General features: G+C 35.3%; 22 protein-coding genes and 3 pseudogenes. 8 read left to right on the top strand and 17 right to left on the bottom strand.

What is annotated here, in order from left to right; translation table 11 throughout:
* Positions 1 to 335 precede the first annotated feature (335 nt).
* The gene (locus ACGH80_RS07105; protein WP_411578362.1) at positions 336 to 1,517 is read left to right on the top strand and encodes an NAD(P)/FAD-dependent oxidoreductase; all 1,182 of its coding nucleotides are present in this window, start codon (positions 336 to 338) and stop codon (positions 1,515 to 1,517) included.
* Here ACGH80_RS07105 and ACGH80_RS07100 read toward each other — a convergent pair.
* Positions 1,510 to 2,946 carry a sigma-54 interaction domain-containing protein gene (locus ACGH80_RS07100; RefSeq protein ID WP_411630749.1) on the bottom strand — a complete coding sequence of 479 codons (1,437 nt, stop codon included), beginning with the start codon at positions 2,944 to 2,946 and terminating at the stop codon, positions 1,510 to 1,512. The genes ACGH80_RS07105 and ACGH80_RS07100 overlap by 8 nt on opposite strands.
* 249 nt (positions 2,947 to 3,195) lie before the next feature.
* Between ACGH80_RS07100 and lysA the strand changes: the two genes are divergently transcribed.
* Genes lysA through ACGH80_RS07080 form a run of 4 tightly spaced genes read left to right on the top strand, consistent with a single transcriptional unit; the run spans position 3,196 to position 8,648 of the window.
* On the top strand, positions 3,196 to 4,593 hold the full coding sequence (lysA, locus tag ACGH80_RS07095) for a diaminopimelate decarboxylase (protein ID WP_065589377.1): 1,398 nt from the start codon (positions 3,196 to 3,198) through the stop codon (positions 4,591 to 4,593).
* A 52-nt stretch (positions 4,594 to 4,645) separates the two neighbouring features.
* Complete coding sequence (locus ACGH80_RS07090) at positions 4,646 to 6,052, top strand: APC family permease (protein WP_296301839.1); 1,407 nt, start codon at positions 4,646 to 4,648, stop codon at positions 6,050 to 6,052.
* 25 nt (positions 6,053 to 6,077) lie between these two features.
* Complete coding sequence (locus ACGH80_RS07085) at positions 6,078 to 7,187, top strand: alanine/ornithine racemase family PLP-dependent enzyme (protein ID WP_411630745.1); 1,110 nt, start codon at positions 6,078 to 6,080, stop codon at positions 7,185 to 7,187.
* A gap of 54 nt (positions 7,188 to 7,241) precedes the next feature.
* Positions 7,242 to 8,648: an amino acid permease gene (locus tag ACGH80_RS07080; RefSeq protein ID WP_296301835.1), complete on the top strand. Its 1,407-nt coding sequence runs from the start codon at positions 7,242 to 7,244 to the stop codon at positions 8,646 to 8,648.
* A gap of 177 nt (positions 8,649 to 8,825) precedes the next feature.
* On the opposite strand, the gene ACGH80_RS07075 is transcribed toward ACGH80_RS07080, so the two are convergent.
* From ACGH80_RS07075 to aas, 13 genes and pseudogenes are all read right to left on the bottom strand, one after another.
* Positions 8,826 to 9,428: a MarC family protein gene (locus tag ACGH80_RS07075; protein WP_065561484.1), complete on the bottom strand. Its 603-nt coding sequence runs from the start codon at positions 9,426 to 9,428 to the stop codon at positions 8,826 to 8,828.
* A 163-nt stretch (positions 9,429 to 9,591) separates the two neighbouring features.
* Entirely contained in the window at positions 9,592 to 9,942 is a 351-nt protein-coding gene (gene rplS / locus ACGH80_RS07070) for a 50S ribosomal protein L19 (protein WP_034913735.1), read from the bottom strand.
* A gap of 31 nt (positions 9,943 to 9,973) precedes the next feature.
* A complete protein-coding gene (gene trmD, locus ACGH80_RS07065; protein ID WP_411630742.1) occupies positions 9,974 to 10,726 on the bottom strand; it encodes a tRNA (guanosine(37)-N1)-methyltransferase TrmD in 753 nt (250 codons plus the stop codon).
* Between the two features lie 16 nt (positions 10,727 to 10,742).
* Positions 10,743 to 11,273 (bottom strand): ribosome maturation factor RimM, encoded by a 531-nt coding sequence (rimM, locus tag ACGH80_RS07060; RefSeq protein ID WP_065609116.1) that lies wholly within the window; start codon positions 11,271 to 11,273, stop codon positions 10,743 to 10,745.
* A 23-nt stretch (positions 11,274 to 11,296) separates the two neighbouring features.
* Positions 11,297 to 11,545: a 30S ribosomal protein S16 gene (rpsP, locus tag ACGH80_RS07055; RefSeq protein ID WP_034900786.1), complete on the bottom strand. Its 249-nt coding sequence runs from the start codon at positions 11,543 to 11,545 to the stop codon at positions 11,297 to 11,299.
* Positions 11,546 to 11,760: 215 nt separating this feature from the next.
* The gene (locus ACGH80_RS07050; RefSeq protein ID WP_065589383.1) at positions 11,761 to 12,135 is read right to left on the bottom strand and encodes a DUF956 family protein; all 375 of its coding nucleotides are present in this window, start codon (positions 12,133 to 12,135) and stop codon (positions 11,761 to 11,763) included.
* Between the two features lie 147 nt (positions 12,136 to 12,282).
* The gene (locus ACGH80_RS07045) at positions 12,283 to 13,194 is read right to left on the bottom strand and encodes a PTS system mannose/fructose/sorbose family transporter subunit IID (protein WP_034946776.1); all 912 of its coding nucleotides are present in this window, start codon (positions 13,192 to 13,194) and stop codon (positions 12,283 to 12,285) included.
* A gap of 16 nt (positions 13,195 to 13,210) precedes the next feature.
* On the bottom strand, positions 13,211 to 14,005 hold the full coding sequence (locus ACGH80_RS07040; protein WP_065608764.1) for a PTS mannose/fructose/sorbose transporter subunit IIC: 795 nt from the start codon (positions 14,003 to 14,005) through the stop codon (positions 13,211 to 13,213).
* 26 nt (positions 14,006 to 14,031) lie between these two features.
* Positions 14,032 to 14,574: pseudogene (locus ACGH80_RS07035) on the bottom strand (PTS system mannose/fructose/N-acetylgalactosamine-transporter subunit IIB); the annotation flags it as partial.
* A gap of 51 nt (positions 14,575 to 14,625) precedes the next feature.
* Positions 14,626 to 15,006, bottom strand: a pseudogene (locus ACGH80_RS07030) (PTS sugar transporter subunit IIA); the annotation flags it as partial.
* A gap of 161 nt (positions 15,007 to 15,167) precedes the next feature.
* Positions 15,168 to 16,064, bottom strand: a complete 897-nt coding sequence (murQ, locus tag ACGH80_RS07025; RefSeq protein WP_065589386.1) for an N-acetylmuramic acid 6-phosphate etherase — start codon at positions 16,062 to 16,064, stop codon at positions 15,168 to 15,170.
* Positions 16,051 to 17,238 carry a lysophospholipid transporter LplT gene (gene lplT / locus ACGH80_RS07020; protein WP_174798698.1) on the bottom strand — a complete coding sequence of 396 codons (1,188 nt, stop codon included), beginning with the start codon at positions 17,236 to 17,238 and terminating at the stop codon, positions 16,051 to 16,053. The genes murQ and lplT overlap by 14 nt, the downstream gene beginning before the upstream one ends.
* Before the next feature lie 15 nt (positions 17,239 to 17,253).
* Positions 17,254 to 19,395, bottom strand: coding sequence for a bifunctional acyl-ACP--phospholipid O-acyltransferase/long-chain-fatty-acid--ACP ligase (gene aas / locus ACGH80_RS07015; RefSeq protein ID WP_411630739.1), 2,142 nt, complete (start codon positions 19,393 to 19,395; stop codon positions 17,254 to 17,256).
* A gap of 189 nt (positions 19,396 to 19,584) precedes the next feature.
* Between aas and ACGH80_RS07010 the strand changes: the two genes are divergently transcribed.
* Positions 19,585 to 20,559: an ornithine cyclodeaminase family protein gene (locus tag ACGH80_RS07010; RefSeq protein WP_065589389.1), complete on the top strand. Its 975-nt coding sequence runs from the start codon at positions 19,585 to 19,587 to the stop codon at positions 20,557 to 20,559.
* Between the two features lie 70 nt (positions 20,560 to 20,629).
* On the opposite strand, the gene gpsA is transcribed toward ACGH80_RS07010, so the two are convergent.
* From gpsA to ACGH80_RS06995, 3 genes are read right to left on the bottom strand one after another with little or no spacing between them, the layout of a single operon-like run.
* Complete coding sequence (gene gpsA / locus ACGH80_RS07005) at positions 20,630 to 21,646, bottom strand: NAD(P)H-dependent glycerol-3-phosphate dehydrogenase (protein ID WP_411578402.1); 1,017 nt, start codon at positions 21,644 to 21,646, stop codon at positions 20,630 to 20,632.
* Between the two features lie 40 nt (positions 21,647 to 21,686).
* On the bottom strand, positions 21,687 to 22,163 hold the full coding sequence (gene secB, locus ACGH80_RS07000; protein WP_065561473.1) for a protein-export chaperone SecB: 477 nt from the start codon (positions 22,161 to 22,163) through the stop codon (positions 21,687 to 21,689).
* Between the two features lie 24 nt (positions 22,164 to 22,187).
* Positions 22,188 to 22,628, bottom strand: coding sequence for a rhodanese-like domain-containing protein (locus tag ACGH80_RS06995; RefSeq protein WP_065589391.1), 441 nt, complete (start codon positions 22,626 to 22,628; stop codon positions 22,188 to 22,190).
* Positions 22,629 to 22,758: 130 nt separating this feature from the next.
* Between ACGH80_RS06995 and ACGH80_RS06990 the strand changes: the two genes are divergently transcribed.
* Both ACGH80_RS06990 and ACGH80_RS06985 read left to right on the top strand, forming a co-directional pair.
* A complete protein-coding gene (locus ACGH80_RS06990) occupies positions 22,759 to 22,962 on the top strand; it encodes a hypothetical protein (protein ID WP_174798695.1) in 204 nt (67 codons plus the stop codon).
* 176 nt (positions 22,963 to 23,138) lie between these two features.
* Positions 23,139 to 23,387, top strand: a pseudogene (locus tag ACGH80_RS06985) (hypothetical protein); the annotation flags it as partial.
* Positions 23,388 to 23,417: the final 30 nt, after the last annotated feature.

Genomic DNA, 23,417 nt, shown 5'->3' with positions numbered 1-23,417 from the left:
AAAAATTGCATAACAATACCTTTATAATTGAATGAAAAATAAAAAGAATACTGGCTTAATAAATATATTTATAAGTCGATCTTTTAATAAGTTATATAAACGTTATTAATAAAGCTAATAGTAGTATTTACGTTTATGATTTATTTTTTTTATAAGTTAAGGCGTTGCTTTTAAATTTGGCTTTAGAAAATGGGATATAAGTTCTTTTTCTTTCTTGTTAAAAAGTTTCAGGTAACTATGTGTTTGAGTATAAAATATGTTATTTGATTCAATAACTATGTGTGACAATTGTATACTGTTATAATTTGTTATCTTTTATTTTTGATCTATTAATAATGCAAACTAAAATTACGATTGTGGGTGCTGGCGCCGCTGGGCTTTTTTGCGCAGGTTTACTGGGGCAAAAAGGGTATGATGTTACTGTGATTGATAATGGTAAAAAGTTAGGACGCAAAATTCTAATGTCTGGTGGTGGTAAATGTAATTTTACTAATTTAATGGTTGAACCTAGTAATTATATTTCTTGCAATCCTCATTTTTGTAAATCAGCTTTGAAACAATTTACTCAGTGGGACTTTATCCAATTAGTAAATCAGTATGGTATTGCTTACCATGAAAAAGATCATGGGCAATTATTTTGTGATAATTCAGCGCAAGATATTGTTGATATGCTATTAAACGAGTGCCAAAAAGGGCATGTTCATTTTATGATGCAGACTCAGGTTGAAGATATTAGCAGTGATAAAATAGAATTTAAATTACATACTTCTCGAGGCATTATTGATAGTGATAATCTTATTATTGCTACGGGAGGCTTATCGATGCCTGCCCTTGGCATGACTTCAATTGGCTATAAAATTGCTGAAAAATTGGCTATTCCAGTGATACCAGTCAAAGCAGGATTAGTACCGTTCACGTTACATAAACCTTTACTTGATATATTATCAACCTTGTCTGGTATTGCTGTTGCTGTTGAAGTTTCTAATGAAAGAGTTAGTTTTAAGGAGAATCTATTATTTACTCATCGAGGAATTTCAGGACCAGCTATTTTGCAAATATCAAGCTATTGGCAGGCTGGAGAGTCAATTACTATTAATTTATTACCTGATTTCACATTCGAATCATCGTTTAAACCATTATTAGAGCAGAATCGTAATCAAACTATAAAAAATTGTTTAGCACAGGTTTTACCTAAAAGGCTTGTTGAGGTGTTAATACAACTCAATTTGATAAACGATATAATAGTTAAGCAAATTAATCCCAAACAACAGCAAGACTTGTATAATGCTTTAACACATTGGCATATTACTCCAAATGGGACTGAGGGTTATCGTACTGCGGAGGTGACTCTTGGTGGTATAAGTACTGATGCGTTGTCTTCCAAAACTATGGCAGTTAAAACACACCCCAACCTCTATTTTATTGGTGAGGTTGTCGATGTGTCAGGCTGGTTAGGTGGCTATAATTTTCAATGGGCATGGAGTAGTGCATTTGCTTGTGCTCGATCGTTTAATTAATTACGCCCATTTGAATATGGTATTTTTTTACTTTGTATTGTAACGTTGTGCGTGAAATGTTTAATAGTTTTGCCGCCGTTATAATTTTGCCGTTGGCTTGATTTAATGCGTTAATGATAAGTTGTCGTTCATAGTTTTCAACTTGTTCAATTAAGTTGTTTCCATCAGTAGATGTGTTGATAGGTAAATTTTCTGGTTTATTAATATCATCGTTTTGAGAAGATGAACTATTAAGATGGAATAGATCTTCATCAAGGACAATATTCTGTAATTCACCCGGTTCGTTTTGTAATACCATACTTCTGACAATTGTATTTTCAAGCATACGGACATTACCGGGCCAAGGAGCTGATATTAATTGTTGTAGTGCATGTTCACTGATACCGCTAATTACGACATTGACGTCGTTTTTATGTTTATCAATAAAATAGCGTGCTAACACCGGAATATCTTCTGTTCTGTCGCGTAAAGCGGGGAGTTTTATTAAACCAACGTTTAAGCGAAAAAACAGATCACTTCTCATTTTTCCTGTTTTTAATAGTTCTGTAGGTGGTTCATTCATGGCAGCAACAATACGAACATCTGAATGCATTTCTTTATTACCACCTAATTGCCAGTAGGTTTTTTCTTGTAAGAATCGTAATAATTTACTTTGCATTTCAAGAGGCATAGCATTTAATTCATCAAGGAATAATGTGCCTCCGTTAGCCAGTTCTAAATAACCTTGTCGGTTTTCAGCACCCGTAAATGCGCCTTTGACCGTACCAAATAGGGTGCTTTCAATCAGTGTGGTTGGTAGTGCACTACAGTTGAGCGAGATAAATGCTTTGTCACGGCGTTGGCTTGTTTGGTGGATTAAACGAGCAAATAGCTCTTTACCTGTTCCTGTTTTGCCAACTATTAATACAGGAACATCATTTGCTCCCAAGATGTTAGTTTGATCGATAACCTCTTGCATTGTTTTTGATACAAAAACAATTTCTGGTAATGGTTGTTCTTTATTTTGATATAACTTGCTATTGAGCTTGAATACTTGGTCTTGTAATTGCCTAACAGTAGATAAATTTCGACCTATTTCTATTGCGCCGATAATTTTTTGATTTTTATTATAAAGAGGAACTGTTGTGTGCATATAATCTACAAGTTTACCTACATGGTTATAATAGCTTTGGTAATTGTTTTGATATTCTTTCCCATGTTGTAGGGCTTGCAACATCGTGCTGTCTTCTTTTCGCATCTTGGGATAAACTTTAAGCATTGGTTTTCCTATAGCTTGTTCTATAGGGTAACCATCAAGTTCAGCACTTTCCTGATTGTAATAAACATATTTGCCTTCTTTATCAATAATCGCCATTGGTTGATGGATTAAATCAAAAAAATGTTTAAATATTTCCAATGATTGTAATAATTCAGGATCGATTGTCATGATATTCGTGCCTTTTGAACTAGGGTGATTTGTTATATTTAGCTTTGTTTAATTTAAACGCCTGTTAATTATCATATAAAAATGACAATTTTTTGTCATAAAAACGGATTTTATACTAAATGATTAAATTTTTACTTGCGTTTTGTTTGTTAATATATTGATTATTTTTGTTTTTAAAGTTGGCATGCTGATTGCACAACAAGTGAGAAGCCATTTTACTTATTTTTTATGTAATCATTAACTGGAGGCTATATGTCCGACAAAATTATGTCAAATTATAACAAATTACGCACTGATCTTGTAACTAAAGATCGTCGTTTTAGCGCTGAAAGTGGCAAACTTTGTTTTGATGGTGTTAATTTAGAAGAGTTAGCCAAAAAATATCCAACGCCTTTTTATGTGTTTTCTGAAAAGGAGATTGATCGTAATGTGCAAGAAATTAAAGAGGCATTTAAAGCTCATCCAAAAACAAAAATTTTCTATGCATCAAAAACTTGTTCAGTAATGGGCGTTCTTAAAGCGATTAAAGATGCAGGAATTTATGCCGAAGCGAACTCAATGTTTGAAGTGCGTAAATGTTTAGATATCGGTTTCCCTGGTAGCCAAATTGTGTTTAATGGTGTTGTTAAAAAACCAGTGGATTTAGAGTTTGCTATCCAAAATGATCTGTATATTATCAACGTAGATAGCTTATATGAGCTTGATATTATTGATGAGATTTCAAGACGTTTGAAAAAGGTAGCAAATGTTTGTGTGCGTGTTGAACCAAATGTTCCGTCAGCAACTCACGCAGAATTAGTCACTGCTTATCATGCTAAATCAGGTATCGATTTAGAACAAGCAGAAGAAACATGTCGTCGTATTTTAGAAATGCCATATGTTCATTTACGTGGTTTACATATGCACGTTGGTGATCAGGTTCCAGAATCAGAGCCTTTTGCTAAAGCTACGAAAGTTTTAGTTGATGAATCACGTCGCTTAGAAGAAGTGCTTGGTATTAAATTTGATTTAATCAACGTAGGTGGTGGGATCCCTGTTCCTTATAAATATGATGAAGAAAATGGTAATCCATTAGAAGATAATATGTATGCAGGTATTACTGCACAAGATTTTGCTGATGCTGTTATTAGTGAAGTACACAAATGGCGTACTGATGTTGAAATCTGTATTGAGCCAGGCCGTAAAGTAACAGGCTCAGCAGGTGTGCTTGTAACTGAAGTTGCCTGTGAAAAACGTAAAACCAATTATGATTTAGATGGCAATATTGAAGAGCATGTTGAGTGGAAATTTGTTGATGCTGGTTATAGTGTGCTATCTGATAGTCAACATTTTGATTGGTTCTTCTATGTTTATAATGCTTCAAAAATCAGTGAAACACATGATGAGTACATCAAATTGGCTGGTCCTTTATGTGATGGTGGTGACTATTTCCATGTCGGTGTTAAAGGTGAAGAATTCTTAATGCCAAAAGACACTCAAATCGGTGATATTGTTGCTTTCCTTGATGCTGGTGCTTATACCATCGAAAGCCAAACTGTTTATAACAATCGTCCTCGTACTTCTGTTGTAATGATAGATAAAGAAGGCAAGGATAGATTGATTCGCCGTGAGGACACGTACGAAGATATGGTTGGATACGACATATATTAATCATCAATATCTGGAGCATTTGATGCTCTAGATATTATAAAGTGAGGTTATTATGAGTGATTCTAAAGATTCAAGTTTACTTGGTATTAAAGACATTGTTTTTATGAATGTCATTGCAATACTAAGTTTGCGTCAAATTCCTAATGTTGCTCCTTATGGGGCGTCAGCAATGGTACTTTGGTTACTTGCTGCATTTTGTCTTTTCTTCCCATTAGCTATGGTTTGTGGCGAACTTTCAACAGGTTGGCCAAAAGATGGTGGAATTTTTGTTTGGGTAAAAGAAGCATTTGGTAAACGTATTGGTTGGATAGTTGTTGTTTGCTTTTTGTTCTCTTGTGTTCTTTTCTTCCCGTTAATGTTGCAATTTGGTTTTACTGCAATTGGGTATATGTTTAGCGCTGAGTTAGCTCAAAATCAAGTATTTATTGGTGTTGGCTCTATGGTGGTATTCTGGATTTTAACACTGATGAATATTAAAGGGATGCAATGGACTAAAATTATTAATAGTGTGAGTGCATGGCTTGGTGTATTTATTCCAGCCGCTATTATTGTGCTATTAGCTGTTGTATGGTTATTCACAGGGCATCCTATGGCTACAAGCTATAGTCATGTTAGTGATTGGTTACCTGATTTAAGTAGTTGGGATACTATTGTTTTTCTATCTAGCATGATGTTCGCATTTGCTGGTCTTGAGGTGGCTCCAATGATTGCAGGGCGTACACGAGATCCACAACGAGACTTTCCAAAAGCAATGTTGGTTTCAGCAGTGGTAATTGTTGGTATTTATATGGTCGGAACATGGGCTATTAATACTTTATTACCAGCAGCGGATACTGATATCGTAGCGGGTGTTATGCAAGCAATGGAAGCCGCAGCTAAAGAATTGCATATGCCTTGGTTATTACCAGTAATGGCAATTTGTTTGTTTTTTGGTGCATTAGGACAAATAAACTCATGGTTAGTTGGTCCGATTTATATGCTACAAGAAGCATCAAAAGAAGATAATTTGCTTGGAGAACGCATTGGTCGTTTACATCCAGTATATAAAACACCAGCCTTTGCGTTAATTATTCAAGCTATTATTGTTACAGTACTTTGTTTTTCAACTTTTGTGTCGCCAAGTATTGCAGCGGCATATTGGATGTTAACAGCACTTACAACAATTTGTTATTTTATCCCATATTTAGTGATGTTTATTGCGTATTATCGTTTACGCTTTACTCAACCTGATGTACCGCGTAGCTTTAAAATTCCGGGTAAGGTGTTGCCAATTGTGTTACCAGCACTTGGTTTCTTATCTACTCTATTTGCTGTGGTATTAGTGTTTATTCCACCTGCGCAAATAGATATGGGGGGGTATGTCGAATATATTGCTAAAATTGTTGGTGGTGCAGTACTTGCCATTGGTTTAGCTGAATGGATTTATTATCGAGCCCAAAAACGTAACCGTTTGCAGTAGTAATAATATATAGAGGAGTAAAATTATGTACAAACCTATATTAGAAATTGATTTACGCAAATTAAGAAATAATGCTCGTGTTGAAAAAGATTTATTAGCTAAACACGGTATTGAAGTTATGGCTGTTAATAAAGTTTTTGATGGTTGTGTTGAAACGGCCAAAGCAGTACTTGAAGGCGGTATTGATGTGATTGCTGAATCAAGAACATACAATTTAAAGAAATTAAAAGATGCTTTAAATTGTAAAACCTGCTTATTACGGAGCCCTTGTTTAAGTGAAATTAGTGATGTTGTTAGATATGCTGATATTAGCTTAAACAGCGAAAAAGCAGTAATTCAGGCACTTTCTGATGAAGCCGTTAAACAACAAAAAGTACATCAAGTTTTATTAATGGTTGATATGGGGGATTTACGCGAAGGTATTTGGTTTGAACATATTGATGAACTCATTGATACGGTTAAACTTATTCTTTCTTTACCCGGTGTTGAGCTCTATGGGCTCGGCACCAATTTTAATTGCTATGGTACTGTACTACCTACAGTTAAAAATGGAGTAGACTTTTTAAAAATAGCGCGTAAAGTAGAGCAAGTTTGTAATATTAAAATAAAGTATTTATCGGCCGGTAATTGTACCAGTTACCACTTATTGGATAAAGGTATTTGGCCAGAAGGATTAAATCATTTGAGAATTGGTGGTTTACACGAGTTTGGTATTGAATATGTGGATATGAAATATCTTGACGAGTTTCATCATTCAAATAAACCCGTTGATAAAGCATGTAGTAATATTTATAAATTATATGCGCAAATCATTGAACTCAATAGTAAACCAACAGTTCCTGTTGGTGAATTAGGTGTAGATGCTTTTTTAAACAGTAAAACCTTTGTTGATAGCGGTACACGCAAACGAGCACTTCTTGCCTTTGGACGTCAAGATGTGCCAGCAGAAAGCTGTATACCCATCAATAATGATGATATTACTGTATTGGGTCAAACCAGTGATCATACCTTGGTTGATATTGAAGATGTTACTCAAACACTTCGTGTTGGCGATGTTATTGGATTTGAGCTTGATTACACTGCTTTACTAATGGCTTGTCAAACTAATGGTGTAGAAAAACGGTTTATTTATTAATTTGTGTTAACTGCTGGGTAACCAGCAGTTTTTATTAATTACTAGGCGGTTTATATGACAACATCTGAATCACAAGAAAACCCTTATCCCAGTAGTAATTTAAAGAAGAACCTAAAAAATCGTCATTTATTGATGATTTCATTAGGTGGATCAATTGGTACTGGATTATTTATTGGTATTGCAGCTCCACTTAGCACAGTTGGTCCGTTAGGAACAATTATTGCTTATTTAATGGCAGGAAGCATAATGCTTTCAACTATGTTATGTTTAGGTGAACTTTCTTGTGCATTCCCTCATGCAGGTTCATTTCAACACTATGCATTGATGTTTATACCCAATCCGATTTGGAGTTATACCATCGGTTGGTTGTATTGGCTTAGTTGGGTACTATCTATGGCGGCAGATTTAACCGCTGCTTCAATGATTGCTCACCAAACCTTCCCTTCGATTCCTATTTATCTTTTTAGTCTATTAATTCTAATTGTTCTTACTTCAGTGCATTTAACCTCTGTTCGTGCATTTGGAGAAAGTGAGTATTGGTTTTCAACTATTAAGGTTCTTGCGATTATTGCATTTATTGGGGTGGGGATTTATTTACTTAATCACCAATATAGCGAAACGCATATCTTACCAACATTTAAAACCGAAAAAGGGTGGTTTCCTAATGGTTTTTTAGCCATATTTGTTTGTATGACTATCGTGACCTATTCCTTTCAGGGTGTCGAATTAATTGGTAGTGCAGCTGGTGAGGCGCAATCTCCACAGTCTGTGTTACCCAAAATTATTACTGGTGTTGCTTTCCGCATTATTCTATTTTATGTTCTGGCTATTGCTGTTTTAGCCCTTGTTTATCCATATGGAACGGTTCATTCTGAAATTAGTCCATTTGTGTGGGTATTTAATAAAGTAGGAATTTCAATAGCTTCGTATTTAATGCTTTTTGTTATTTTTTGTGCGGCAATATCGGCGGCTAATTCTGCAATTTATGCCAGTTCAAGAATGCTGTGGTCTATGGCACAAGATAAACTCGCACCTCAATATTTTTCAGACGTAAATAAGCGTGGAGTGCCCACAAAAGGTATTTTATTTATTGCTATTATTGCGCTAGTTTCACTATTTTCGAAATATATTGCCGCTGAAAAATTGTATATTTATTTAGTAGCGGGAACAGGGCAAGTGGGATGTTTTGCATGGATTATTATTGCTTGGTGTCAATATCAGTTCCGTAAGGGAGTAAATAACGGTAAATATCCCAAAGAGATGGTAAAGTTCAAATCGCCATTATTTCCTTGGCTGGCAGGGGTTTCTATTATTGTTAATATTGTGATTATTATTGGTGTTTGGTTTGGGGAGTCAGGGCATTTTATTTTATTATCAGAAGTTGTTTTAGTAATAATTATTTTGGTTTCTTACTTTTTCTATAAGAAACGAAATTCTTTAATAATAAAAACGTTAGATTAATTTTATTGACCTATTAATTTGTTTGTAATCACCTAATAAATCGGTTTAGGTGATTACATTTAATTTTTAAAATCAGATTATTAATGTTTTTACTATTTGTGATTTATCTTTATTTTAAGGCACTAAGTTAAGTGCGTTTGCTTGGTATAATCTTGATGAAATCCTTTCTGATATAAGTTATTTTAGAAAAGCTGATACACCCGTAAAAACGACTTGCGCAGCAATAGCTGATATTAGCAACCCAGTTAGTTTTGATAAGATAGCAATACCTGTGTTTTTTAATACTTTAGCAATACTTTTTGCACATAATAGCATTGCATAAATCCCTGAAGATGCAATGAATAAAGAAACAGCGCCAATCATATTGGCTGCAAAGCCTACGGAGCTTGTTCCCATAACAATGATAGTACCAATGGAAGCGGGTCCCATACAAAGTGGAATTGCAAGGGGTACAACACTGATATCGTCATCACTGTTAATTTTGTTCTTTTCTGGAGAATCATTCATTAGTGACACTGCAGTGATAAATAGCAACGCTCCAGAACCAATTCGGAATGCATCAAGAGTAAAACCAAAGACACTAAACATGGTATTACCAAAAAAGAATAGCACTATACCGATGATAAATACGGCACAGGATGTTTTAAGTGCTGTTTTGCGTCTAAGCTGTTCGTCGTATTGTTTTGTGCCACTTAAAAATGCACTTAAAACAGCAGGAGGTGTCATTAATGCAAATAGCTTTACAGTTGTGGCAAGGATATTAACAAGATAGTCATCCATAGTGTTACCTTTCAAAGAATAACAATTAAATTCCCTTTAATTTTGTTAACATTATTAGTTGCTAGGGAATGATTTTTGTTAGATACAAAAACGGCCACCAAAAAGGTGACCATGTTTAATCTGATATTTTTTAATTGGTTTTAGACAATTAAACCAATAAAATTTAGTTAAGGCGCTCTTTGATACGAGCTGCTTTACCACGAAGTTCGCGTAAGTAGTAAAGTTTAGCTTGACGTACTTGACCACGACGTTTCACAGTAATTGAATCAACAATTGGTGAGTGAGTTTGGAATACTCGCTCAACACCTTCACCATTCGAAATCTTACGTACGGTAAATGCAGAGTGCAAACCACGGTTGCGAATGCCAATAACAACACCTTCATAAGCTTGAAGACGTTTTTTGTTACCTTCAACAACCCATACTTTTACTTCAACCGTGTCACCAGGGCGAAAAGACGGGATGTCTTTTTTCATTTGTTCTTGTTCTAATTGCTGAATAATTGCATTTTTCATAATATTATCTCTTACTAGTTATACTGAAATATTAATTGCTTAGTTTGTCACTGTATTCTTGTTGGAATTCAGCGAGTAAACATTGCTCTTCATCAGTCAGAGCTAGATTTGCAAGAAGATCTTCTCTTCTTAACCAAGTTCGTCCTAGTGATTGTTTTAATCGCCAGCGACGAATCGCTTCATGGTGACCAGACATTAATACGTCAGGTACCGCCATTCCATCTAACACCTCAGGACGAGTATAGTGTGGATAGTCAAGTAAACCGTTAGCAAAAGAGTCTTCTTTTGCCGATGATTGGTGATTTAGCACGCCAGGAATAAACCTTGCTAATGCATCAATCATGGTCATCGCTGGTATTTCACCACCACTTAACACGTAGTCCCCAATTGACCATTCTTCGTCAATTTCGGTTTGAATAACGCGTTCATCTATACCTTCGTATCGTCCACAAATCAAAATTAAATTTTGATTTTGTGACAATTCGCAAACACCTTGTTGGTCTAATTTGCGCCCTTGTGGGGAAAGATAGATTACTTTTGTATTGTTACCTGCCACTGTTTTTGCCGCATGAATTGCATCTTTAAGTGGTTGTACCATCATTAACATGCCAGGACCACCACCATAAGGCCTATCATCGACAGTCTTATGCTTATCATGCGCAAAATCGCGAGGGTTCCAATACTCTACTGTTAACAGCCCATTTTTAACGGCTCGACCAGTTACGCCATAACAGGTAATAGCTTGAAACATTTCGGGAAAAAGGCTAATTACGCCAATCCACATAGTTTTACCTTACCAATTAAAAAGCAGGATCCCAATCGACCACAATCATTTTTGTTGTTAAATCAACTTGTTTTATAAATTGATTATCAACAAAAGGGATTAAACGTTCTGTTGCTCCAAATGCATCTTTTAGATTTGCTTTAACCACTAATACATCGTTAGATCCGGTTTCCATCAAATCAGTTACCAGTCCTAAATCATAGTTATTAACTGTTTTAACTCGGCACCCAATGAGATCTTTCCAATAAAAATCACCATTGCTAAGTGCTGGTAATTTTTCTGCATCAACAAACACTTCAATATTGGTTAATGCAATGGCTTGATCACGATCATCAATGCCTTTAAGTTTTACAATCATATCATGATTATGCGGTTTAAAGCTCTCTACAATTACCTCTTGCCATTGCCCAGCACGCTGGATATACCAAGGAGTGTAATCAAAAATGCTATCTGGGAATTCTGTAAACGAAAAAATTCTGAGCCATCCGCGAATGCCGTAGCTTGAACCAAGTTTACCAACAACAATAAGATTCTCAGTATTCATCATTACAGTGATTATCAATTACTAAATTAAGCAGCTTTTTGTGCTTGTTTAATTAGTGCATTAACACGATCAGAAACAGTTGCACCTAAACCAACCCAATGATTTACGCGATCAAGATCTAAACGTAATTCTTCTGCTTTACCTTGTGCAATTGGATTAAAAAAGCCAACGCGCTCAATAAAACGGCCATCACGTGGGTTACGGCTATCAGTGACAACTACTTGATAAAAAGGGCGCTTTTTAGAGCCACCACGAGCTAAACGAATAGTTACCATAACATCCTCTTAAATTAAAAAATAATCTTTTTCCTGCCCAACACGGACAAAATCAAAGCCCCAGAATTATACTCTTTCTAGCAAAAAGTGCAATGGCTGTTTGTTGATGAAGCGGTGTTATATTGATTAACTTAAAAAAAGAGTGGGAAAAATGATACTAACTATAATTTATTTAATTTAAGTGGAAATCGATAAATATAATAAAATAGTGATTTTTATTTTTTGTTCTTTTTGTGAAAAAAAGCTCTCTTTAAAACATCAAAAAAGCCAAGTGAGCGTACCATTTTTTGCCCGTCAATATAAACTCGAATGGCTTTTAATACCTTCTTGGGCTCTTTAGATGCAAAGGTGAATGTGCCGTTTTTTTTTGTTTGTATTGAATAACGAGGGATCCATCTACCACCTAACAATACAGAAGCAATCACATAATCAATTTCATTCCATGGTATTTGGATATATTTGCGTGGATCGTGTTGATGATAAAACTCGAAGGCTTTGTCACCAATTATTATATTGCCGTATTCAGATAAGCCTGTAAATGCGGTTGCTTTCATTGTTAAATCAATTTTAGTATTTAATGATTGAACCATCTACCCTATATCCATGCAAAGTTCGAATGATTAATGATACCTTTTCATCACATGGTGTGATGAAAAGGTTAATGTAATATTAAATAGAAAGTTGGCGTTATTTTAAAATATCATACTTTCTAAATATATATAGGCATAGCTATATGTTTATAAAAGACCGATTACATGGCCAACAATACCTACTATAAATAATCCCAAAATAATTAGGATTGGTGATACTTTTTTACGAAGTAACCACATGCAAAAGAAAGTCAATAGTAAGGGGACAAGTCCAGGTATTAATTGATCTAAGTTATTTTGTAAGGTGGTTACCTTTTGTTGAGTCAGTGATAATCCGCTTTGCATTTGAATTAATGCTTGTTGAATGCCTTCAGCACCTGCTGGTAATGTATTCCAATCAATAAAAGCACCATTGTCTAGCTTGACAGTAGATACAACTGGTTGGAATTTAATTGATACCCATCTTTGTACTAAGGCTGCCAGTACAAACATTCCTAAAATAGAAGCTCCTTTGGTGATTTTTTGCAGTAATCCGCCTGATAAATTATCGGTTATTTTAGAGCCTGTACGGTAACCAAATTCTTGGGTATACCACATGAATCCCCAACGAATAATATTCCATAATAAGAAGAATAAAATTGGTCCCATAATATTACCGCTTAGTGCAAGTGAAGCGCCAAGAGCGCCGAGCATTGGACGTACGGTAAACCAGAATACAGGATCACCTACACCCGCTAGTGGTCCCATCATCCCAACTTTTACCCCTTGAATTGCTACGTCATCAACAGCAGCTCCATTAGCCCGTTCCTCTTCAAGTGCAAGAGTTACCCCAAGTACTGGAGAAGCTAAATAAGGGTGAGTATTAAAAAATTCTAGGTGACGCTTAAGAGCTGCAGAGCGAGCCTCTTTGGTGGTGTATAATTTTTTGATAGCAGGGATCATTGAATAGACCCATCCACCATTTTGCATACGTTCATAGTTCCAAGACCCTTGGAGGAAGGTTGAACGCCAAGCAACCGCTAAACGATCTTTTTTGTTTAATTGGATTCTATCAGTCATTTTCTTCTCCAAGTTTTTAGTAATCATTTAAAATATCATCAAGTGGGTCACCTTTGCTACCACCATTGGATGAATTGCCACGTTCTGAAAGATTAAGGTAAATTAGTGCTAATGCTATACCTAAAGCACCAAGTGCAATCAGTGTTAATTGTGATATCGCGGCAACGACAAAACCAATAATGAAAAATGGCCATACTTCGCGGTTTGCCATCATATTGATTACCATCGCATAACCAACAGCAACAACCATTCCACCACCAATAGCCATTCCCGTTGTTAGCCATTCTGGCATTGCTTCTAATGTACTTCTAACAACTTCAGCAGGAATAAAGAGTAACGCAGCAGCTGGGATTGCGATACGTAAACCTTGTAAACAGATACCTAAAATTTGTAACCATTCAATTTTTTGAATATTGCCTTCTTCTGCTGCCGCATCCATCATGTGTACTAATGGAACAGCAATAGTTCGTACAATCATGGTTAAGAATAGCCCTGCAACTGCAAGTGGAATAGCTACAGCTATAGCAGTAGATACGCCTGTTATACCTTGGCCGCCTAATACTAAAATAATTGATGAAGCAACCGATGCTAAAGCTGCATCAGGCGCTACTGCCGCCCCGATATTGGCCCAACCGAGTGCAATCATTTGCAACGAACCGCCCAATACAACACCAGCTTCTAAATTACCTGTTACAAGTCCAATTAAAGAACAAGCCACTAAAGGTTGGTGGAATTGAAACTGATCTAAAATACCTTCCATACCAGCTAGAAAGGCAATAACTATCACTAAAATGATAGCAATAATTGACAATGTCATAACATAACCCCTTAAATAAACTAATTCTTTTGTTGCGCCAATTCTTCTTTCGCTTTTTTCAATAATTCGTCCATATTACTACTAGAGTCATTAGGTACTTTGCGAACATCAAATTTCACATTTTTTGTTTTTAATTTTTCAAATGTATCAACATCATCAACATTCATTGACAGCACTTTATTAACCATAACCTTTCCTACGGAATGGGCCATTGAACCAATATTAAGTTCATTGATATCGACGCCGCCCTCTATGGTTCGTAGCACATCTTGTGGATTTTCAAATAGAAGTAGCGCTTTGGTATTGCCAAAACGAGGATCGCGTGAAACTTCAATAATTTTTTTAACTGGAACAACATTTGCTTTTACACCAGGAGGTGCTGCTTCTTGGATGAGTTTTTTTCTTAATTCATCTTTTGCAACCGAGTCAGAAACAACAATAATACGGTTAGGATTGGTTGATTTTGTCCATGCTGTCGCCACTTGTCCATGTAATAGGCGTGAGTCAACACGAGCTAACACAATTTTCATTTTACCATCTCCAAGTACTGTTCCTTCTGGGATAGTAGTTGCGTGTTTAGTAGAAGCAGAAGATTGTGTTGGCATTTCGACAGTTGTTTTAACACCTTCTTTGCCTGGTTCAATAATTGCGGCAGCAATTTCTTTCGCCGTTTCCATTGAAAAACGAGAAGAATAGGCTTCAATTAACATTGGTAAATTTAAACCAGCAACAATAGCCCAATTACTATGTTTACCACATAAATTGTTAGCCTGATTAAATGGTGTCCCTCCCCATAAATCTACTAAAAACAGGACTTCTTCTTGATTAGCAAATGTTGCAATGGCTTCAAGCATTCGTTCTTTTAAACTTTCAGGACTATCACTTGGGTGCAAGGTAACAGCTTTAACATTTTCTTGCTCTCCAAATATCATCGATCCTGATTGTAGAATACCTTCCGCAAACTCACCATGAGTTGCTAGGATGATTCCAACCATATAACGACCTCCTAATTTTATATTAATTGCATAATATAAAGTATGTAAAATAAAATTATCTGGTTATTTTATAATAAAAAATAAGTTAAAAATTATGTGAGCATCACATTTTTATAAAAAACTTAGTTTTTTATTGTTTATTAAAGTAAATTTAGTCTATCTTACAGTGTTCGACGAATAAAACCATTTTCTTTTTTTAGTCTCACTCTGGCTTGCTCTGCATTTAAACTTGAAAGAATCATCAAAATAGCAGTTTTACAATGCTTATTACTTTCGGCTAATGCGGCAATGGCTTTTTCTCGACTGCAATCGGTAGCCTGCATAACAATGGATATTTGTCGTTCAACAAGTTTTGCGTTGGTAGCTTGTACGTCAACCATTAAATTACTATAGACTTTGCCGATTTTTATCATGCTGGCAGTGGTTAACATGTTAAGGACTAATTTTTGTGCTGTACCTGCTTTCATTCTGGAGGAGCCAGTAATTACTTCTGCACCAACAATTGGTGTAATAGCAATATTGGCTAAATTAATCATTGGTGCTAATGGGTTACAGCATAAGCTGATCACTGTTGATCCAATTGATTTAGCATATTGCATAGCACCTATTACATAAGGTGTGCGCCCACTAGCTGCAATGCCAACTAAAACGTCATTTGAGTTAAAATTAATGTTTTTTAAGTCAGTAATTGCCAGTTCTGGGTTATCTTCGGCGTTTTCAATTGCCTTAAAAATAGCTGTTTTGCCTCCAGCAATTAAGCCAATAACTTGTTCTGGTGATGTGCCATAAGTTGGTGGACATTCACTTGCATCTAAAATACCTAATCGGCCTGAAGTGCCAGCACCTATATAGATTAGTCTACCTTGATTTGAAAATGCTAAACTAATCGCATCAACGGCTTTTGCGATATTGGGTAGCTCTTTTTCAATAGCCAATGCGACTTTTTTATCTTCATTATTGATGATTTGTAGCATTTCTAATGTTGAACAGTTATCTATTTTTTCGCTATTAGGATTACGACTTTCTGTTAGCATCGATGATAGATTAATGTGATTCATTATTTTTTAACCCTAACCATAATAAAAATATAACTAAAGCAAATAAGCTCCCAAAACCAACACCGATAGCAGTAACCGATAAATTTAAAGCAACGGCTAACGTATAAAGCCCTAACATTATCATCATCGCTGAGTATTCACTTAGGTTTTGTACCGAAATAACACTGCCAGCACCGACCAAATCTTTCCCCATTTTTTGAATAAAAGCATTTAATGGTACCAAAAAGAAGCCACCTAATGCTCCGATAATAATGAGTAAAATATAAGACGAAATTATGTTGCTTTGCAAAGTGAAGGCAATTACCGCTATACCCATCATTATACCAGCAGGAACGCAGCGTAAGGTTTTGTTAATAGAAATAAATGTACTAGCTAGACCTGCGCCAATAACAATACCGATAGCAACTATTGCATTAAGGTTTGTTGGTGTTGCGTTATCATGAATATTTAAGATAGCTGGAACCCAACTGATTAAAAGAAAACGTAAAGTAATACCTGCTCCCCAAAACAAACTAGTACCTAATAATGTAAATAAGATCTGCTTATTGGTGAAGGTAATTTTGATTGTGTTAGCAAAATCCTTGATCATGCCTATAAATTGCCATGAAATATTTTGTCGTGCAGCAGGTAATTTAGGAATAAAAAAGTTAGCAATAACAGCTAGCCCATACACTAACACGCACGCAAGTAAGGAAGCGTTCACATTAAGATCGGCAATATGACCACCAGCTAGCGAACCAAGTAAAATGGCTGCAATGGTTGATGCTTCTATTAACCCATTTGCTTTAACTAAATTATCACCTGTCGTAAGTTCACCTAAAATTCCGTATTTAGCAGGGGAATATGCCGCAGCGCCTATACCGACTAGAAAATAGCCAGCAAAAGGGCTGATGTTTAAACAGATGCAACCAGCACCTAGTAATTTTATACTATTTGAAATCATCATTGCCTTACCTTTTGATATGCTGTCAGCAAATTGCCCCACAAAAGGTGAAAGTATGATAAACGGTGCGACAAAACTAATTTGTAATACCGATTGGCTCCATGTTGGATAATGTAAATTCTTAATGAAAGCTAAAATAGCAAAAAAGATTGCATTATCAGCAAATGCTGAAAAAAACTGCGCAAGCATGGTTGCAACCATGCCTTTGCTTAATAGAGAATGTTGTTTCATGTGACATCCTTTAGTTTATTCATCAGCCATTTTTCGTAAAGTAATAAAATCAATTTTCCCCGTACCTAGTAGCGGTAACTCTTTTACTATACGAATATCACGAGGAATAGATAGTGCTGGAATGCCCAATTCTTGAGATGCCTGATTAAGTTGCTCTCGATTTAATTTTGTTGAGGTAGTAAATAAGACAATTGCTTCCCCTTTAGCTGCATCGGCTTTGACTGTTGCACCGTGCATTGCATCAGAGTCAACTTTTTTTGCTAAGGATTCAACACTTTCCAATGAAACCATTTCACCAGCAATTTTTGCAAATCGTTTCAAGCGTCCTTTAATTGTCACAAACCCATCACTATCAATAGCAACGATATCACCGGTATCATACCAACCTTTTTCGGCTTGTCCATTTTCATCAGCTGCTACTGGTTCTTCAAGTTTGCCGGGATTTTCCACCCGTAAATAGCCTTTCATTACATTAGGCCCTTTGACTTGCAATTGACCTCCATCGCAAATGCCTGGAATGTGAATTAATCTTGATACCATGCCTGGAAGTAATCGCCCTACAGTCCCAGCTTTAAATGCCATAGGAACATTAAGGGCTACAACAGGTGCACACTCGGTAACGCCATAGCCTTCTAAAATACGAATGCCATATTTATCTTTCCATTGTTCTCGTACTGCATCTGATAATTTTTCGGCACCTGCAACAACATAGCGTAAACGCATAAAATCATATGGGTGCGCATAACGGGCATAGTTTGCCAAGAAAGTTGGCGTACCAAATAAAACCGTACAATTTTGGTCATAAATAATTTCAGGGACCATACGGTAATGTAATGGATTTGGATATAAAAATGTACGGCTACCTGAAAATAGCGGTAAAAATAATCCAGCTGTAATACCAAAAGCATGGAATAATGGTAGAGCCGACATGAAGCGATCTGCAGGGGTTGGATCTATAACCGTTCGAATTTGTTCAACATTAGCAAGTAGGCTTCCATGACTATGAGCAACACCTTTAGGGTTCCCCTCTGAACCAGAGGTAAACAGTACTAGTGCTTCGTCATCGCTTGATTGTTGGTATTTAATTAAGCGTGGAATATATTGATGCACTGCAACATAAAGCTTATCTTTTAAAGTTAAGTTTTTACGCAAATCTTCAAGAAAACACCATTTAACGTCTTTGATTTCTTCAAGTAGATAATCAAGTTTACCTTTTCTAATAAATTTGCGTGAAGTAATAATCGTTTTGATTTCAGCAGCAGTAATGGCACAGTTTAAGCCTTTTGTTCCCGCAGTATAGTTAAGCATTGCTGGAATTCGATTTTTTACTGACAAACCAAAAATAGTTGCAACAGTAATGGTTGCGTTGGGTAATAAAACACCAACTCGCTCTTTATTTTTAGTAATTTTGGCAATAATACAACTAACACCTATAATTTGTTTTAATAAACTGCGATAAGATGCTTCGTGAGTTGTCGGGTCTTGTACCATTCTTGATTTCACGCCATAGCGAACTTGTGCTTCTAATAATGCTTCAAACAGCGTTAATTTTGGACGACTTGCCATGCGTGCGTTCATCATAATTTGATGAAGTTTTTCACCTGCAATATAACGCCTTTCACTAGCTTTAGGCGCATCGGGCATTGGAATAGATGTAGGGTTAAGTACATGAATGGTTATTTTAGGAAATAAACGACGTTTAAATAAACCTTTTAAACGACTAGTTAAAGTAAATTCAGCGCCTTCGATCCACACTGGTACAATGGTAGCTTGAGAGCGAGCAGCAACAAAAGCAGCACCATCATAAATTTTCATTAATGAGCCAGTTATAGTAATTCTTCCTTCGGGAAAGATCACTATAGGACGACCTTTTTCGATTTCTCGAACTAATCGCTTAATTGCCATTGGACTGACTGGGTCCATTGGCACAAAATCAACATAACGCTTTGCTAAGCGAACTAACCAATGATTAATATAACCCGAATAAATAGCAAAGACTGGTCTTACGGGTAAAAATACGCCGATTAGAATACCATCAAGAAAAGATACATGATTAGGGGTAATGAGAAGTCTATCTTGTTTTAAGTTTTCAAAATTACCATGAATTCTTACATGAAATAGGATCTTTAAGAAAAATTTTAATATTTTAAATAGCATCTGATTTCTCAAATATCGTGCAATATTACACGCTGTAATAATAGTGAAAATATAGAAGATATACAAGAACTGCGATTTTTGTTATATAAAACAGTTTTTTATGGTTTAATTAACAATAAATCTTGATCTAAAAAATAGATAATAGATACTAAAGTTCAAAAAATATAGAAAATCAATTAAGGAATAAAAATGCTTATTTTAACGGCCAATGATATTGAAAGATTTTATACAATGAAAGATGCGATAGCTGCAGATAAACAAGCTTTGAAAATCTATAGCCAAGGAAACAGTGATGTGCCGTTACGAATAAATTTTGATATGCAAAAGGGACAATCCTTGTTTATGCCCGCACATATTAAAGGTAGCGATATTGTGGGTATAAAAATTGTTTCGGTATTTCCTGACAATCCTAAATTGGGTAAACCATCAGTACCAGCTCAAGTTTTAATGTTAGATCCGCAAACAGGTGAAGTCTGTGCTATGTTAGATGGCACTTTTGTCACTCAGCTTCGTACAGGAGCCGTTCAAGGTGCAGCAACCGATTTGCTGGCGCGTAAAAATGCTAGTCGAGCAGTGTTGATAGGTACTGGTGGGCAAGCTGTATCTCAATTAGAGGCAATGTTAACTGTTCGTTCACTTACTGATGTCGCTATTTTTGATATTGATACACAAAAAGCGGAACAATTTACAGAAGAGATGAAATATCGTTTTGCTCATTTTTCTACTAACCTTTATTTTTCAAAAAATTTGGATGATGACATTAGTCAAGCTGATATTATTACTTCGGTTACAACCTCAAAAGTTGTGACATTTAATGGCGAAAAAGTAAAACCTGGCACGCACGTTAATGGAGTGGGTGCTTATACGCCAGAAATGCATGAAATTCCTGAATGTGTAGTTGAAAAGGCTAATATTCGGGTAGTTGATACTAAAGAAGGCGTATTTGCTGAAGCAGGTGATATTATTGATCCAATTAAACAAAAATTGGTATCAGAAGATGATTTTTTAGAGTTAGGAGATTTAGTGATAGATCCAACCCAATGCCGTCTAAATGATCAGCAAGTCACGCTGTTTAAAACTGTTGGTACAGCTGTATTAGACGTGTATATTGGCTACGATATTTATCTTAAAGCAAAAGAAAAAGGAATTGGTACGTTTTTATAATACTTAGATATCAAGTTAGTATAATTTTGTGTCAAAAAGTTTCAGGTAACTAGGTGTTTGAGTATAAAAATTAGCTTTTTAGTTCTTCTTTTTGTGAACGCCTAAGTAATGCCACTGCGGCTTGTTTTGGATCTTTATTTTCATAAATAACTTGATAAATTTGTTCAGTGATAGGCATATCTACATGATATTTTTGAGCTAATAACCAGACTTCTTTTGTATTGTTGCGACCTTCAACAACTTGGCCAATAGCATCTTGAGCTTCTTGAATGGATTTATTTTGGCCAAGTAACATTCCAAAACGACGATTACGGGATTGATCATCGGTACAGGTTAAAACCAAATCACCTAATCCAGCCATTCCCATAAAGGTTGCTGGATCTGCCCCTAATACTGCACCTAAACGCATCATTTCAGCAAGTCCACGTGTAATTAATGCTGTTCTGGCATTGGCTCCAAAGCCAAGACCATCAGATAATCCAGCACCAATAGCGATAACATTTTTGATTGCACCACCAAGTTGCACTCCAATAAAATCTTTGCTGCTATAGACTCGGAAGCTTTTGCTGCAATGAAACAAAGTTTGCAGTTGATTTAAAAAATGCTCATTAGTTGATGCTACAGTTACTGCTGTTGGTAATCCAGATGCGACTTCTTTAGCAAAAGTAGGACCAGAAATGACCGCTAATGGAATCTTATTGCCCAAAATCTCCTCTGCAACATCTTGTAATAATCGGCCAGTATTAACTTCAAGTCCTTTTGTAGCCCAGACAATTTTTGTATCTTGGCGTAAAAAAGGTTTGATTTGAGTCAAAATACTTGCAAAAGCATGACTTGGCACCACAATAAGTAAAATTGGCGCAGCTAAAACTGCCGTTTTTAAATCAGTTTCAATTTGTAACAGATTTGGGAAAGGAATATTCGGTAGAAACTGTTTGTTTTGCCTATCATGCTGCAAAATGGTCATTTTATCAGGATTGTGCCCCCATAATAAAGTTGAGTGACCATTTCTTGCCAGCAAAATAGCTAAAGAGGTCCCATAAGATCCAGCGCCAATTACTGTTACTGCAGCATCTTTTTTCATAATAATCTAATAAATTTATTATCAGTTAATTGTAATACAATGACTATTGTAGTGTTTCTTTTGATTCAGCTTCAGCTTGTTGTTGCTGAATATAGTTCATAAATAGTGCTTCAAAATTTACTGGTTCTAAATTCACTTGTGGGAATGTACCTTTATTCACTAAACTTGAAATTACTTCACGAGCATAGGGGAACAAAATATTTGGACAATAAGCACCAACACAATGTTGAATTTGGCCTTCGTCAAATCCGACAAGTGAGAAAATACCCGCTTGAGTAACTTCACAGATATACACAACTTCGTTTTGTTGTTTTACTGTTACAGTGACACGAAGTGCAACTTCATATACATTTTCACTTAAAACTTGCGAAGATGAATTTAATTCAAGATTCAGTTCTGGTTGCCATTGTTTAGTAAAAATTTCTGGAACATTATTAGTTTCAAATGAAACATCTTTAGTATAAATACGTTGAATAGCAAACTGTGTTTCTGGTTGTTGTGTATTGTTTTGTTCTGTCATGATAAAACCTTATTTTTTATAATATTATTTTCTAACTAATGGTAAATTCTCGCCGTTCCATCCAGCAATACCATCTTTTAATACAAAGACATTTGAAAAACCTTGTTTGACAAGTATTTCACCTATACCTGTTGATGATAAACCATTCTCATCAATTAAAATAATGATATTTTCTTTAAACTTTTCAATTGTTTTTGCACTTGCATTTTTAATGTCGATAGGCAAAATGTTATGAGAATCTGTTATATGCCCTTTTTTGAAGCTATCAGCAGAGCGAATATCAATAATAACTGCATCTTGTTTATTTACCATATGGATTGCCTGAGCATTATTGATAACTTTAACTTTAGATAGTTTTCCTTTAATGGTTAGTACAATGATTGCAATAAACAGCACAATCCAACCTAGGGACAGTAAAAAATGATTTTTTACAAAAGGTAGAATTTCGAGTGTTATAAAGTCCATATTTGTATGATTACCTAGTCATTTCAATATAAGGTGAGATTATAACGATATTATGCACTGAAATACAGCACCAATAAGAAAATCTTGCTATTTTATAAAAAATATTTATTTAATTTTAAGGGATAGGTTAATGAGATTGAAACAATTTATCTTTTGGGTTTGTGTTGTATTTTCCATTATTTCTCCGGCGTTTGCTGATGATTCTTCTGAATTTAATAAATTTAATTCTCAAACTATTGAAGACGAACCTTTATTAGCTAATTATTATTTAGAAAATGGTGATTATCATCAAGCTTATGCTGAACATATTTTAATAAACAAATTTCTGAGTTAAAGAGAACAAAACTTCGTAACGTAAAAATCAAACATTCAGAATATTTCCCGCATTATGACTATGATCCCGATTTAATTTGTCGTGATTTTTTGCGTGAATTTGATGCAGATGCGCCCGATTTCTTTAAATATAATGATTGTATACAAAATGATAAAGAACAATGAAAACCTCTTAAAGTTATTTATAAAATTGAGGGTAAATATGCAAAACAAGCACATCAGTATTTAGCTAACACCATGGGAATAGGTGAACTTAAATTAATTTGCTGTTATTGGGGTACGGATGTTTATCCTTCTACATCTTTTGTAAATCCTAAAGATAATATGCTGTATCACGTGGTGTTTAGTTCAGAAGAAACGATTGAGCATGACTGGAATAAAATAACTTTTCATTTGAGCATTGAAGCACTGCGAGAAGATATATAGAGCATAAAAATTGGGTTTAATTTTTTATAT

Origin of the sequence: Gilliamella sp. BG1, assembly GCF_046635625.1 — a bacterium.
Taxonomy (GTDB): Bacteria; Pseudomonadota; Gammaproteobacteria; order Enterobacterales; family Orbaceae; genus Gilliamella; species Gilliamella bombi.
Note: the sequence above shows the minus strand (reverse complement) of the source record. Positions and strands in the feature narration are given on the sequence as shown.

Bases quoted from the DNA above. Each gene is read 5' to 3' on its own strand.
- ACGH80_RS07105 (WP_411578362.1), top strand. From the start codon at position 336: ATGCAAACTAAAATTACGATTGTGGGTGCTGGCGCCGCTGGGCTTTTT.
- lysA (WP_065589377.1), top strand. From the start codon at position 3,196: ATGTCCGACAAAATTATGTCAAATTATAACAAATTACGCACTGATCTT.
- ACGH80_RS07090 (WP_296301839.1), top strand. From the start codon at position 4,646: ATGAGTGATTCTAAAGATTCAAGTTTACTTGGTATTAAAGACATTGTT.
- ACGH80_RS07085 (WP_411630745.1), top strand. From the start codon at position 6,078: ATGTACAAACCTATATTAGAAATTGATTTACGCAAATTAAGAAATAAT.
- ACGH80_RS07080 (WP_296301835.1), top strand. From the start codon at position 7,242: ATGACAACATCTGAATCACAAGAAAACCCTTATCCCAGTAGTAATTTA.
- ACGH80_RS07075 (WP_065561484.1), bottom strand. From the start codon at position 9,428: ATGGATGACTATCTTGTTAATATCCTTGCCACAACTGTAAAGCTATTT.
- rplS (WP_034913735.1), bottom strand. From the start codon at position 9,942: ATGAAAAATGCAATTATTCAGCAATTAGAACAAGAACAAATGAAAAAA.
- trmD (WP_411630742.1), bottom strand. From the start codon at position 10,726: ATGTGGATTGGCGTAATTAGCCTTTTTCCCGAAATGTTTCAAGCTATT.
- rimM (WP_065609116.1), bottom strand. From the start codon at position 11,273: ATGATGAATACTGAGAATCTTATTGTTGTTGGTAAACTTGGTTCAAGC.
- rpsP (WP_034900786.1), bottom strand. From the start codon at position 11,545: ATGGTAACTATTCGTTTAGCTCGTGGTGGCTCTAAAAAGCGCCCTTTT.
- ACGH80_RS07050 (WP_065589383.1), bottom strand. From the start codon at position 12,135: ATGGTTCAATCATTAAATACTAAAATTGATTTAACAATGAAAGCAACC.
- ACGH80_RS07045 (WP_034946776.1), bottom strand. From the start codon at position 13,194: ATGACTGATAGAATCCAATTAAACAAAAAAGATCGTTTAGCGGTTGCT.
- murQ (WP_065589386.1), bottom strand. From the start codon at position 16,064: ATGAATCACATTAATCTATCATCGATGCTAACAGAAAGTCGTAATCCT.
- lplT (WP_174798698.1), bottom strand. From the start codon at position 17,238: ATGAAACAACATTCTCTATTAAGCAAAGGCATGGTTGCAACCATGCTT.
- aas (WP_411630739.1), bottom strand. From the start codon at position 19,395: ATGCTATTTAAAATATTAAAATTTTTCTTAAAGATCCTATTTCATGTA.
- ACGH80_RS07010 (WP_065589389.1), top strand. From the start codon at position 19,585: ATGCTTATTTTAACGGCCAATGATATTGAAAGATTTTATACAATGAAA.
- secB (WP_065561473.1), bottom strand. From the start codon at position 22,163: ATGACAGAACAAAACAATACACAACAACCAGAAACACAGTTTGCTATT.
- ACGH80_RS06995 (WP_065589391.1), bottom strand. From the start codon at position 22,628: ATGGACTTTATAACACTCGAAATTCTACCTTTTGTAAAAAATCATTTT.
- ACGH80_RS06990 (WP_174798695.1), top strand. From the start codon at position 22,759: ATGAGATTGAAACAATTTATCTTTTGGGTTTGTGTTGTATTTTCCATT.